At 60.1% G+C, this 13640-nt stretch carries 10 protein-coding genes and 1 riboswitch; of the genes, 3 read left to right on the plus strand and 7 right to left on the minus strand.

What is annotated here, in order from left to right; translation table 11 throughout:
* Positions 1–13: 13 nt before the first annotated feature.
* Positions 14–2308, minus strand: coding sequence for a xanthine dehydrogenase subunit XdhA (gene xdhA / locus Q0Z69_RS01270; protein WP_298029067.1), 2295 nt, complete (start codon positions 2306–2308; stop codon positions 14–16).
* A 115-nt stretch (positions 2309–2423) separates the two neighbouring features.
* Between xdhA and Q0Z69_RS01275 the strand changes: the two genes are divergently transcribed.
* A complete protein-coding gene (locus tag Q0Z69_RS01275; protein WP_298029069.1) occupies positions 2424–3005 on the plus strand; it encodes a nucleotidyltransferase family protein in 582 nt (193 codons plus the stop codon).
* A gap of 31 nt (positions 3006–3036) precedes the next feature.
* Here Q0Z69_RS01275 and xdh read toward each other — a convergent pair whose 3' ends face one another.
* The 5 genes from xdh to metK form a co-directional block, all read right to left on the minus strand.
* The gene (xdh, locus tag Q0Z69_RS01280; protein WP_298029072.1) at positions 3037–5586 is read right to left on the minus strand and encodes a selenium-dependent xanthine dehydrogenase; all 2550 of its coding nucleotides are present in this window, start codon (positions 5584–5586) and stop codon (positions 3037–3039) included.
* 141 nt (positions 5587–5727) lie between these two features.
* The gene (locus tag Q0Z69_RS01285) at positions 5728–6363 is read right to left on the minus strand and encodes a thiamine diphosphokinase (RefSeq protein ID WP_298029074.1); all 636 of its coding nucleotides are present in this window, start codon (positions 6361–6363) and stop codon (positions 5728–5730) included.
* 358 nt (positions 6364–6721) lie between these two features.
* Positions 6722–6904 (minus strand): hypothetical protein, encoded by a 183-nt coding sequence (locus Q0Z69_RS01290; protein ID WP_298029076.1) that lies wholly within the window; start codon positions 6902–6904, stop codon positions 6722–6724.
* Between the two features lie 52 nt (positions 6905–6956).
* A complete protein-coding gene (locus Q0Z69_RS01295; RefSeq protein WP_298029078.1) occupies positions 6957–7823 on the minus strand; it encodes an EamA family transporter in 867 nt (288 codons plus the stop codon).
* An 89-nt stretch (positions 7824–7912) separates the two neighbouring features.
* Positions 7913–9097, minus strand: coding sequence for a methionine adenosyltransferase (gene metK / locus Q0Z69_RS01300; protein WP_298029080.1), 1185 nt, complete (start codon positions 9095–9097; stop codon positions 7913–7915).
* Between the two features lie 90 nt (positions 9098–9187).
* A riboswitch (SAM riboswitch) is annotated at positions 9188–9280 on the minus strand.
* Positions 9281–9461: 181 nt separating this feature from the next.
* Between metK and Q0Z69_RS01305 the strand changes: the two genes are divergently transcribed.
* Entirely contained in the window at positions 9462–10331 is an 870-nt protein-coding gene (locus Q0Z69_RS01305; RefSeq protein ID WP_298029082.1) for a rhomboid family intramembrane serine protease, read from the plus strand.
* 528 nt (positions 10332–10859) lie between these two features.
* A complete protein-coding gene (locus Q0Z69_RS01310; protein ID WP_298029084.1) occupies positions 10860–11603 on the plus strand; it encodes a hypothetical protein in 744 nt (247 codons plus the stop codon).
* 424 nt (positions 11604–12027) lie between these two features.
* Here the strand turns inward: Q0Z69_RS01310 and Q0Z69_RS01315 are convergent, their stop codons facing one another.
* Positions 12028–13476: a tryptophanase gene (locus Q0Z69_RS01315; protein ID WP_298029087.1), complete on the minus strand. Its 1449-nt coding sequence runs from the start codon at positions 13474–13476 to the stop codon at positions 12028–12030.
* Positions 13477–13640: the final 164 nt, after the last annotated feature.

Genomic DNA, 13640 nt, shown 5'->3' on the forward strand with positions numbered 1-13640 from the left:
CGTGTTCCCTCCTTTAATCCTGGATCAGCCCGGCCTCTTTGAACCTGCGGTAGAGGACGTGGGGCGTGATGGGGCAGCAGTCGATGGCCACGCCGGTGGCCTGCAGAATGGCGTTGCGGATAGCGGGAGCCGGCGAACAGGCCGGCGGCTCGCCCAGAGCCTTGGTGCCGTAAGGGGAGGTCGGCTCCGCGTTCTCCACGAAGGCCGCCTGCAGCGTGGGATGGTCCATGAAGGTGGAGAGCTTGTAGTCCAGCAAGTTGTTGTTCAGGGGCTTGCCAGTCTTTTCATCAAATTTCAGTTCCTCGCTGAGGCCGTAGCCGATGGCCATGGACATGCCGCCGTGGACCTGGGCCTCCGCCAGAGCGGGGTTGATGAGGGTTCCGCAGTCGTGGACGTTGACGATATCCAGCAGCTTTACCTTGCACATGGGGATATCCACCTCCACCTCGGCGAAGGAGCAGCCGAAGGAGTAGGCGTTGGTCTTGATCTGGGCTGTGGTCTCAGCGGTGATGTGCTGGCTGTGCTCCATAGAGTACAGGCTCTCCGTCGCCAAGTCGCCCAGGGACTTCAGCACCCGGCCGTCGGACTTACGGACGATCTGGCCGTCCACCAGGTCCAAGTTGGAAACAGGCATCCGGGTCTGCTCATGGGCAATGTTCAAAATGCGCTCCCGCAGGGCCGCCGCCGTCTGCACGATGGAGAAGCCGCCGATGTAGGTCTGCCGGGAGGCGTAGGCGCCGGTGCCGAAGGGCGTCACGTCGGTATCCTGGGAGGAGACCACATGCACGTCCTTGAGCGGCACGCCCACCGCGTCCGCCACCATCTGGGAATAGGCGGTGTCGCAGCCCTGGCCGATCTCCGTCTCGCCGGTCTGGAACTGGAGGGAACCGTCCTGGTTCAGCACCATGCGGCAGGAGGAGGACTCCAGGGAGATGGGCCACACGGCGGTGTTGTACCAGAACACTGCCATGCCCACGCCCCGCCGGACCGGACCGGTCTGGTTCTGGTATTCCCGGAGCTTTTGCTCATAGCCGATGGCGGCCATACCCTTTTCCATGCACTGGTTGAAGGTATCGCTGTACAGCTCGTTTTTGGAGAAGCCGTCCACATAGCCCACAGGCATCAGGTTCTTCCGGCGGAACTCCAGAGGCTCCATGCCGATCGCCCGGCAGATATCGTCGATGTGGCTCTCCCCGGCGAACATGGCCTGGGGAATGCCGTAGCCCCGCATGGCGCCGGCGGAGGGACGGTTGGTGAACACCGTCCAGGCGTCGCACTCCAGATTGTCGCAGGGGTAGAGCTGGGGGAAAGCCCCCATGCCCTTGGCCACGATGCCATGGCCGTGGGAGGCGTAGGCCCCCTGGTTGGAAAAGGCCTCAAATTTCCGGGCCACCAGGGTCCCGTCGGGCCGGACGTAAGAGATGATATGGGTTCGGATGGCGTGGCGGACCCGGTTGGAGACGAAGGTCTCCTCCCGGCTGCACTCCAGCTTCACCAGGCGGCCCCCTACCTGTGTCGAGCACCATGCGCACAGCGGCTCATACAGGGCGTCCTGCTTGTTTCCGAAGCCGCCGCCGATGTAGGGCTTGATGATGCGCACCTTGCCCCATGGGATGCCCAGGGCCTGCCCCACAACCCGGCGGACGATATGGGGGATCTGGGTGGAGGTGACTACCACGATCCGGCCCGCCTCCTCATAGGCAAAGCAGCCGTGGTTTTCAATGTGGCAGTGCTGAACGGTGGGCGTGTCGTACCACCCCTCCACCTTGATGAGGCCCGGCTCCTGCCGCGCGGTCTCGTAATCGCCCTTGCGGATGTCGGTGTGGGCCAGCACGTTGCCGGGGTATTCCTCGTGGAGCTGGGGCGCGTCCTGCTCCATGGCCTTCTGCACATCCAGCACAAAGGGCAGCTCGTCATATTCCACCTTCAGCGCCCGCACACCCTGGGCGGCGGCCACCTCGTCCTCGGCGATGACCACCGCCACCTCGTCGCCATAATAGCGGACATGCCGGTTCAGCAGCAGACGGTCCGCCACGTCCTGGTGGTGGGGGTCGGTGGACCAAGGATGGCCCGCCGTGGGGAAGGGAATATCGGGAACATCGAAGCAGGTCAGGACCCGGACCACGCCGGGGATGCTCTCCGCCTCCGTGGTGTCGATGGCCTTGACAACGCCGTGGGCAATGGTGGAATGGCAGATGCGCGCCACCAGGGCGCTGCGGTCACACAGGTCGTCCGTATATTTGGCCCGGCCGGTGGCCTTGTCATAGGCGTCGACCCGGGTCACGCTTTTTCCGACGCTGTTGCTCATGGGAAAGCCCTCCTTTTTGATGCGAAATATGCCCTTCCCCCGGATTGACTTGCGGGCGGAAAAGCGGATATACTACAACTATAAAAATTAGGAATTAAGAAATGAGGGATTGAACATGGATACCGCTTTGAAGCTCGGATGCGTGGTGATGGCGGCGGGAAACGCCCGCCGGTTCGGGGAAAACAAGCTGGCGGCCCAGCTTCGGGGCCGGTCGCTGATCCTGCGGGCGCTGGAGTCCGTTCCGGCGGAGCTGTTCCACTCCGTGGTGGTGGTGACCCAGTACCCGGAGATCATGCGGCTCGCTAAGGAATTCCACTTTGCCGCCGTCCACAATGAGCACCCGGACTGGGGCATCAGCCACACCGTCCAGCTGGGATTGACGGAGCTGCGGGACTGCGCCGGGGTCCTGTTTCTGGTGTCCGACCAGCCCCTGCTGCGGCGGGAGAGCGTGGCGGAGCTGGCGGAACTGTGGAAACGGCAGCCGGAGAAGATCGCGGCCCTGGCCCACAACGGCGTCCGGGGCAATCCCTGCCTCTTCCCCGCCCGCTTCTTCCCGGAACTGCTGGAGCTGCGGGAGGACCACGGGGGAAACACCGTCATCCGCCGCCACGAGGAGGACCTGGTGCTGCTGGAGGCGGCGGAGCGGGAGCTGACGGACGTGGACACGCCCCAGGCGCTCAAAGAGATCGAAGAGTGAGGAGTGGAGATTTTTGATCTTCACTCTTATCTTACTTCCTGGTGTACGGCGTTCCCTCCAGCGGAAGGGATGTGCGGAGCTTGCCGTCGTAGCGGTAGTAGGCGTCCGCGATGGCGGGAGCCGTGGGGATGGAGGTGATCTCGCCGATACCGATGGCGCCGCAGGCCACGTTCAAGCCCGGCTTCTCCACGATGATAGGCGTGATCTCCGGGATCTGGTTGGCCCGGAACAGGCCCAGAGTGCCGTATTTGGCGGTAGGCTTGCAGTCGGTCAGGGGATACCGCTCCGTCAGGGCGAAGCCCAGGGACATCACCACGCCGCCCTCGATCTGGCCCTCCACCGACAGGGGATTCACCGCCTTGCCCACGTCGTGGGCAGCGATCATCCGCTCGATCCTGCCCTCCTCGTTGAGGATGCAGACCTGGGTTGCATAACCGTAGGCGATGTGGCTGACGGGATTGGGCACATCGGCCCCCAGAGGGTCCGTCTTGCCCAGGTACTCGCCGTAGAACTCCTGCCCGTTCAGGCTGGACAGCTCTCCCTTTTCCAGTGCCGCTTTCAGGTCCTGGCAGGCCCTCCGGCAGGCCTCGCCGGTGAACAGGGTCTGGCGGGAGCCGGAGGTGGTGCCGGAGTCCGGGGCGAAATAGGTATTGGAGCGCTCATAGACCACGTTTTCCGGGGAAATGCCTGTCTGGTCGCAGACCATCTGGGTCAGAACGGTGCCTAAGCCCTGGCCGATGCAGGAGGCGCCGGCGAAGATATGTACCCTGCCGTCCCGCACCACCAGCCGCACCCGTCCGGTATCCGGGATGCCCACGCCCACACCGGCGTTTTTCATGGCGCAGGCCAGCCCCACGTACTTTGCCTGGTCGTAATAGGGCTTCACCGCCTCCAGCGTCTCCACAAGGCCCGTGGAATCGTCCACGATCTGGCCGTTGGGCAGCTCCTGGCCGGGGCGGATGGCGTTGCGCCAGCGGATCTCCCAGGGAGAGATGCCCACGATGTCCGCCATCTGGTTCAGCAGCGTCTCGATGCAGAAGCAGGTCTGGGTCACGCCGAAGCCCCGGAAGGCCCCGGCAGGGGGATTGTTGGTATAGTAGGCCCAGCCGTCGATCTCAAAATTCTGGTAGTTGTAGGGTCCGGCGGCGTGGGTGCAGGCCCGCTCCAGCACCGGGCCGCCCAGGGAGGCGTAGGCTCCGGTGTCGGCGATGACCTCGGCGGCCACGCCCTGGATGATGCCGTTCTCGTCGCAGCCCAGGGAGAATTCCATCTCCATGGGGTGGCGCTTGGGGTGGATCAGGATGCTCTCCGCCCGGGTCAGCTTCACCTTCACCGGGCGCTTTGTCAAATAGGCAATGAGGGCGGCGTGGTGCTGGACCGTCACGTCCTCCTTGCCGCCGAAGCCGCCGCCCACCAGACAGTTGCGGACCTTCACCTTTTCCGGGGGCAGGCCCAGCATCTTCATGGTCTCGTGCTGGGTGTCATAGGCGCCCTGGTCGGTGGAGAGGATCATCACACCGTCGCCGTCGGGATACGCCACGGCGCACTCCGGCTCCAGGAAGGCGTGCTCCGTCCAGGGGGTCGAAAAACGCTGGGTCAGCACGTGCTTGGATCTGGCGATGGCCTCCGCCGGGTTGCCCCGCTGGATGTGCTTGTGGGCCAGCAGGTTGCCCTCCCGATGGACCAGAGGCGCGTCGGGCAGCATGGCCTCCCGGGGGCTGCGGACCATGGGCAGCTCCTCATAGTCCACCTTCACCAGGGCCTTGGCCTGGGCAAGGATCTCAGGGGTCTCGGCGGCCACCAGGCAGATGGCGTCCCCCAGATAGTGGGTGATGTCCCCCACGGCGATCATGGTGTCCCAGTCCTGCTTCAGGTGGCCCACCTTGTTGCTGCCGGGGATATCGTCGGCGGTAAACACGCCCACCACGCCGGGCAGGGCCTTGGCCTCCTCGGTGTGGATGGCCAGCACTCTGGCCCGGGGATATTGAGAGCGGACGGCGCTGCCGTAGATCATGCCGTCCAAATAGATGTCGTCGGGATATTGGCCGGTGCCAGTGACTTTCTCCTTTACATCCACACGGGGGACCCGCTGGCCCAGGGACCAGTCCTTGGGGACCTCGGGGACCTCACCGGCGCGGAACAGCTCCGCCGCCAGCAAAATGGCGTCGATGATCTTCACGTAGCCGGTGCAGCGGCAGATGTTGTTGCGGATGGCAAAGGCCGCCTCTTCCCTGGTGGGAGCTGGATTCACGTCCAGCAGTCCCTTGGCGCTCATGACCATGCCGGGGATGCAGAAGCCGCACTGGACCGCGCCGCACATGCCGAAAGCGTATGTATAGACATCCTTTTCAAAGTCCGTCAGGCCCTCCACGGTGACGACGGTCTTTCCCTCCAGCTTGCCGGTCTGGGGGACGCAGGCCTTGGTAGGCTTGCCGTCGATCAGCACGGTGCAGGTGCCGCAGGCGCCCTCGCTGCACCCGTCCTTCACGCTGGTGAGGCGCAGCTCATCCCGCAGAAAGCGGAGCAGTTTTTGGTTCTTTTCGACGGTCACGGACTGGCCGTTCACGGTAAAAGTTGCCATGAATGTCTCCTCCTTGGCTGCCGTGCCCACCCCTGGTCCCACGGTCTCATCCAATCATTTTTTGGAAAGGTCAACCTTTCCTTTGTTTATTATACAATAAAATACGCGTCTCCGCAACCCGACTTTCGCCAATTCGTTATTCTACTTATCGAATAGCGGCGGAAGCTGCCAGCCCACGGCCAGCGCCCCCCGGCGGACGGTGATGACGGCTTCCGGCTCCAGGATGTGGTTGCTGACCCCCAAGGGGAACTCCGGGGTCAATACGGCGTCCCGCAGGGGGTACTGAAAGCCCGTCTCGTCCACGCCCTCCGCCCGGTCCCCCAGACAGAAGGCGGAGAACAGCCCCCACTCCACCGTTTTTTCAATGGTCAGCGACTCGTTTTCGATGACGGTCCACACAAAGTCGTCGTCATACAGCCAGCCCCGTGCCCCCCGGCGGCGGAGATACAGCAGGGACTGGAGGTTGGCCAGGGTGTGATCCAGCCGCTTGCCGCCGGTGCCGCCGTAGATGTAAACGGTGTCACAGCACTCCGCCAGGGCGGTCTTGAGGGCCAGCATGGCGTCGGTGTCATCCTTCTCCACCGGGGAGCGATGGACATTTTGAAAATCCGCCGGCTGATCCATGGAGTCAAAGTCCCCCAGCAGCAGGCTGGGGACGATCCCCTCCCGCAGGCAGGTTTTGTAGCCCGCGTCGGCGGCGATGACCAGATCGCCGGAGACGGGCCGCTCCCGCAGGCCGTAAAAGGTCCCAGCAGCAAAGATGAAGCAGCGTTTCATGGGATCACTTCCTTGCAGATATCTTAGAGCAGTTCCCAAAATAATGAAATCTGCTTTAGAAACAGTTTACCACAGTCCGCCAGGAATGACAATCGAAGCGGACATTTCTTTTGCCCTTTGCGCTGTTCAGGCAGAGTTCGCGCCCGCAGGCGCGAAAGAATTGTGATCTGTTTTTTCCGGCGGCGTGTACGTCGGAAAAAACACCTCTCGGCCTGCAAACGTGCGAGTTGTCCGCCCAGGCGGACAGCGAGTGCGCTGCGGCAGGCCGCAACTTTCTCGAAAAAGTGGCATAGCCACTTTTTTGACAGTCTCAGCGCCCCGGCTCATGCCGGGGCGCTTTGGCTTTAAGCGGACAGTGTCACTCGATATGCTCCTCGCAGAAATTGTCCAGGACCCGGTAGCCCATCTCGCCGGGATCTGCCACCGGGAATTTGGCGATGGTGTCCGGATCAAAGATGGGACACATCCGCTTCTCTGGCTCCAGCCGCAGCACCGGGAATTCGTCAGCCTTGTTGTTGACCGCCTTTTTGTCCTTTGCCATGAGATCACCCCCGGCGTCAGTTTGTGCCGAAACCCGGGGAATGATGCGGCCTTCAGGTGAAAACCGCCATCAGCAGCGTGCCGCACACCATCAGTGCCAGGCCGCAGGCTGCCTTTTTGGAAAGCTTTTCCTGAAAAACCAGTCGGGAGAACAGCACTGACACCAGGATGCTCAGCTTGTCAATGGGCACCACCACGCTGACGCTGCCGTTCTGGATGGCATAATAGTAGCACAGCCAAGAGGCGCCGGTGGCCACGCCGGACAGGGCGATGAATCCCAGCTCCCGGCGGTCCAGCGAGGCCAGCTGCGTCTGCTTTCCCTTTAAAAACACCACTACCCAGGCCATCACCAGCACCACGCAGGTGCGGAGGGCGGTGCCCAGATTGGATTCCACGCCGGAGATGCCCACCTTGGCCAAAATGGAGGTCAGGGCGGCAAACACGGCGGAGAAAACCGCGTAGACGGCCCAGCCGCTCCGGCCGTCCCGGGCCTCGCCCCGCTTTTTCTCTACCATCAGCAGGATGCCCGCGCCCAGCAGGGCCGTGCCGCCCAGCTTCACCGCCAGGTGCTCCGTCTCCCCGAAGAGCAGGATGGCCAGCAGCACCGTCAGCACGGTGCTGGACTTGTCGATGGGAACCACCTTGTTCACGTCCCCCAGGGACAGTGCCTTGAAATAGCAAATCCAGGAGGCCCCGGTGGCCAGTCCCGACAGGACCAGAAACAGCAGGGACCTCCCCGGGATGGCCGTGATGGTGGGGAACGAACCCACCACCGCCACCATCAGCCAGGAAAAAACCAGCACCACTACCGTCCGCAGGGCAGTGGCCACATCGGGGTCTGTTTTGCGGATGCCGCACTTGGCCAGAATGGCCGTAAGCCCCGCAAAAAGCGCCGACAGTGCCGCCATGACGAGCCACATACACATCGCCTCCCAAGTATCATATTTTATAGCAAAAAGCCGCTGTCCGTTGCGAACAGCGGCTTTTATTATATGGATATCCCGAAAACTTACTCCGCCACGGCGGCCTTCAGCTCGTCCACCCGATCTGTCTTTTCCCAGGAGACCTTCAGGTCCTCCCGGCCCATGTGGCCATAAGCGGCCAGCCTGCGGTAAATGGGCTTGCGCAGGTCCAGGTCCCGGATGATGGCGGCGGGACGCAGGTCGAACACCTTGCGGACGGCCTTCTCCAGTTGGCTGTCCTCTACAGCGCCGGTGCCGAAGGTGTCCACCAGGATGCTGACAGGCTGGGCCACGCCGATGGCGTAGGCCAGCTGCACCTGGCAGCGGCGGGCCAGACCCGCGGCCACGATGTTCTTGGCGACCCAGCGGGCGGCGTAAGCGGCGGAGCGGTCCACCTTGGTGGGATCCTTGCCGGAGAAGCAGCCGCCGCCGTGGGGGGCGCTGCCGCCGTAGGTGTCCACGATGATCTTCCGGCCGGTGAGACCCGCGTCGGCGGCGGGGCCGCCCTTCACAAAGCGGCCGGTCGGGTTGACATAATACTTTGTATTTTCGTCCAGCAGTTCCTTGGGGATGACCACCTTGGCCACCAGCTCCACCATGTCGTGGCGGATCTGCTCCAGGGTCACGTCGGGGTTGTGCTGGGTCGAGATGACTACGGTGTCGACCCGAATGGGCCGGTCGTTCTCGTCATACTCCACAGTGACCTGGCTCTTGCCGTCGGGGCGCATGTAGGGCACCACGCCGGTCTTGCGCACCAGGGTCATCTGCTTGCACAGCTGCTGGGCCAGGGACAGGGGCAGGGGCATCAGCTCCGGCGTCTCGTCACAGGCGTAGCCAAACATCATGCCCTGGTCGCCGGCGCCCTCCCCCAGTTCGCCGTCGCCGCTCTTGCTCTCCAGAGACTTGTTGACGCCCATGGCGATGTCGGGGGACTGCTCGTCGATGGAGGTGATGACGCCGCAGGTGTCGCAGTCGAAGCCGTATTTGCCCCGGTCATAGCCGATGTCCCGCACCACCTCCCGGGCCACCTTGTCGATGTCCACATAGCCGGTGGTGGTGATCTCGCCCATGATGTGGATCAGGCCGGTGCAGGCCGTGGTCTCGCAGGCCACACGGCCCATGGGGTCCTGGGCCAGGATGGCGTCCAGCACAGCGTCGGAGATCTGGTCGCAGATCTTGTCGGGATGGCCCTCAGTCACGGATTCCGATGTAAATAAGTAATGTCTTGCCATGTCGCTTTCTCCTTTGTCATTCCCATTCAAGAGCTGAAAAAAACCGCGCGTTTCGACAGAGAAACGTGCGGAAAAATCAGCTTTCCATGCTCCTCATCTGTCGCTCTCCGCCGGAATTGGCACCTTACAATGCAGGTTGCCGTGGTTTCATGGGGCCGGTCCCTCCGCCACTCTTGATAAGGCATTATGTATTTTTCATCTGCTATCTTAGCATCTTTTCCGGGTTTGTCAAGAGCGGCGGCAGGCTTTTTCCTGGAAATCCGCCCGTTTTTTCCATCGTTTACAAATTAGACGTGACATTTTGGCAAAAGGAGGGTATAATGCCAACATATCTATAGATCGTTTTTCTCTGGAGGGATCGATTTTGAGAAAACTCAATGAAGCGGTAGACCGCTTTGCGTACCAGCACCCCCGGTTCGGCGTCCCCAATCTGATGCGGGTCATCGTGGCCGGAAATATCGTGGTCTACCTGCTGATGATGTTCGCGGGATACGAGGCTGTCAGCTTCCTGGCCTTTGACTGGCAGGCCATAACCCATGGCGAGATCTGGCGGCTGGTGACGTTCATCTTCATGCCCGACGCCTCTTCTCCCCTTTGGCTGGCCATCTCCCTGTATCTCTACTATATGATCGGCACGACTCTGGAACGGGAGTGGGGCACCGCAAAATTCAACCTGTACTACCTCTCCGGCGTGCTTCTGACCGCTGTCACGGGTGTCATCATCGGACTGGCCTCCGGGAACGCCTGGATATCCGGTTCTGATTATGTCAATCTGTCCATGTTCTTTGCCTTCGCCATGCTGTATCCCGATACCCAGTTCCTTCTGTTCTTCATCATCCCGGTAAAGGTCAAGTGGCTGGCGTTGATCGACGGAGCCTTCTTCGCCCTGGCGGTGTTGTCCAGCCTGTTCCGGATGTACTGGCTGGGCGCGCTCCTGCCGGTGATCGCTCTGCTGAACTTCTTCGTGTTCTTCTGGACCAACATCTCCGACGAGATCGCCTACCGCCGGGGCCGGGCCAGACATCAGACCAGCCACCAGACCATCCAGTTCAAGGCCGCTGTGAAGCAGCAAAAGAAAAAGGAGGCGGAGCGGGGCTACCGCCACAAGTGCGCCGTTTGCGGCCGGACGGACACCGACTATCCAGACCTGGAGTTCCGCTACTGTTCCCGATGCGCCGGCTACCATTGCTTCTGCCAGGACCATATTTTCGACCACGTGCATTTCACCGAGTAGACGCAAAAACAGCGTCCGCCAGGGGCGGCACTTCCTTACAGAGTGCCTCCCTGGCGGCTATTTTTTAAGAACCTGTATTCATAAGCGGGGAATGACGGATGGACGAGGGATTTTCCCGTCAGGCGAGGCGCTTTGACGCGGGAATACTTTGTGTATTTCAAGGAAAAGCAACGAAGTATGACGGGAAAAGACCCGTCCAGACGGCGTTCAACGCTTGCGAATACAGGTTCTAAGTCGGGGCGAGAGGGCCTGATCCCCGCTCGGCGCGCAGCGCCGCGCGCTTCCAGGGCGTCAGCGGCAGCTACCTTCGCTGCACGCGGGGCAGGGCGGCGGGCTGCCACTTTGCATGAGATTCTGTAGAGATACTCCCGGAGCGAATGCTCAGGTGCGGTAAAGTATCATAAGGAAAATTTGTCAAATTGACAGCCAGCCCCGCTATTCCGAATATTCTGAACAGGACATATTTATTTGGTAATTGGCTTGCAAAGCGTACAAAAGCAATTATAATAAGCCGTAGAGGGTGTAGAGATGGATGAACTGATTAGCATAAGGGATGCCAACAATTTAGTGCGGAAAAATTTTCGAGAGCTGATGAAACAGCATGACTTTGTGAAAAATAAGAGAACAGGTTTCTATTTTAGAATACAGGGATACTTCGTGCAAATATTTATTTTGAGTTTTTTACGCTCTTTACCACAAATCAAATGCTTACTACTACCCACATTTTTGTACGCTAATGGCAATTTACCTTACATGGATGCAAGGCTTGTTCGTTTAGGAAATCAGTTAGACCCAAAGGCATCAATATCCTTTTCAGACATTGTTATTCCCGGCCCTCCACAAGTATATCGCTTAGAACGGTTTAACAGTGTTTGGAAAGCAAATCAGCAAATATTGGAGGAGATGCTGATACCATATCTTGATAAACTGGATTTTAACGAAACATTATCAATTTTTCAATCTGGAAGAAATGATTTTTTTGAAACAAGAATGGGAGCATATGATTATGTTTCGTGTGCAGCTGCTATTGGGCAACTCAAGTGTTCTTTTTACGAAGAAAGTTATGGGCAATTATTAAAAATGAGGGACATATACGCAAAAGCAGTTGCTCCATCTTCAAAAAACAGCCCGTTCCTCTTTCAAAAAAATTTAGACTATATTGACGATCTGCTTTTCCTTCTAAAAAACAAACCCGACCAATGGAAAGATAAAGTATCTGAACGCATAGCAAAAACTGAAGCTGAAACTTTACTGTATTGGGAAGGATGTTAGATTTCAAAAGCAAGATTCGACCCGTGGCCCAAATTTCGCCTTCCTTTCTCTTTGCTCCCCTGGTCAATCTTGCTGGGGTTAGGCACCCCAGACCCGCCTATGACCGGCGCGGAGCGCCGGTGTTGCGGCGCTGCCGCGCCGCAAAAATTTCATCAACCCGCCCTCACCCGGAGATTGCATTTTTGCAAATTCTCCGGGCGTTCTTTCTGTGCACTGTGCGAATGCGCAGGGCTTTAAAGCGCCGCGTCCCAATCAGGACCGGCCGAAATAAATATCCCCCGGCATAGCCGGGGGCTTCCTGCAAAAATTGGGGAGGGACTTCCTGTCCCTCCCCGAGGCGGCTGCTGTTTTTAAACGATATCACATCCATCGGCAAGAGCGATTTTTTGCGAAGCGCCGCAGACGCGTTTGCGCGGCGCCGCCTTCACTGCTCCTTGCCGAAGTCCGCCTCATAGGCGGCGGCCAGCTTTTCCGGCCAGTCGTCCACCGGCTCCAGAATGCCGGTGAAGAACCGGAGGGTCTTGGGCTCGTGGACGAAGCGCAGGCCGCCGATGAGGCGGCGGTGGTCATAGACCCACTTGACACGGTCGATGACATACTCCGTCTGGGACAGGGTGAACACCCGGCGGGGCAGCGCCAGGCGGACCAGCTCCATGGAGGCCAGCCGCTCGCTGCCGTCGGCGTTGCGCTCCTCGGACAGGGTGCCGCGCTCCATGCCCCGGATGCCGCCGCAGATGTACAGGGCGCACACCAGCGCGCCGGCAGGGTACTGCTCCTGGGGGATGTGGTCCACGAACTGGACGGCGTCCAGATGGGCGCCCAGGCCGCCGCCGGGCGTGATGACAGGCACGCCGTACTCGTCCAGGCGGCGGACACAGTAGTCGATGAACTGGGGGCCTTGAGAGATGACGTCCATGTCCATGCTCTCCTCAAAGCCCACGGTCATGGCCTCCATCTCCTTGACGGACATGCCGCCGTAGGTCAAAAAGCCCTCGAACATGGGGACCAGATCCTCCATAGAGTGATACAGCGCCTCGTCCCGCACCAGAATGGCGCCGCCGCGGGCAAAGCCAAACTTCCGGGCGGAGAAGTAGATGATGTCAAACAGGTCCGCGATCATCCGGTTGATCTCCCGGACAGACTTGTCGGCCATGCCCTCCTCCCGGGTCTTGATGAAATACAGGTTGTCCTGCAGCAGGGAGGCGTCCAGCACCGTCAGGATGCCGTATTTTTTGCAGATGCCGGTAGCCGCCTTCATGTTGGCGTAGGAGATGGGCTGGCCGCCGATCAGGTTGGTGCCCGCCTCGATGCGGACGAAGGGCACGTTCGCCGGGGTCTCCTTCTGGATGCAGGCCTCCAGAGCCTCCAGGTCGATATCGCCCTTGAAGGGCAGGTCGCTCTTGCTGACCAGCCCCTCCTTCTTCACCAGCTCCTCCACGCGGCCGCCCAGACGGGTTATGTGGGCCTTGGCTGTGGTGAAGTGGTAGTTCATGATAACGCAGCTGCCTGGCTTGACGAAGCGGGTGGCCAGGATATTCTCGCAGGCGCGGCCCTGGTGGGCGGGCAGGCAGTGGTCGATGCCGAACAGCTGGCGCAGCTTGTCCGCCATGCGGTAGAAGGTCTCGCTGCCGGCGTAGGCGTCGTCGGCCCGCAGCATGGCGGACTGCATGTTGTCGCTCATGGCGTTGACGCCGGAATCTGTCAGCATATCCAGGAAAATATCCCCGTTGTGGAGCTGGAAGGTGTTGAAACCGGCGGCCTTCATCTTCTCCAGCCGCTGGGCGGTGGGCAGCAGCTGAAGCTGCTGGACAATCTTCACTTTATGCATCTCCATGGGGATGGGTTCATGCTTGTAAAATGTGATGTGGGGCATGTCTTTTCTCCTCTTTCGTAATCGCCCTCCTGGGGCGCAGCTTGTTCTTTTTCACTTTAAAGCTTTAAGTTTATGAAGTCAATGGGCGTTATCACTAAATTCCTTTTTGTTTTCCTGTGTAAAATGTCACCCTTTTTTCTTCCCGTCAGGTGCGGTATACTGAG

The sequence above is a fragment of the uncultured Dysosmobacter sp. genome, assembly GCF_947631165.1.
In the GTDB taxonomy this organism is placed as follows: domain Bacteria; phylum Bacillota; class Clostridia; order Oscillospirales; family Oscillospiraceae; genus Oscillibacter.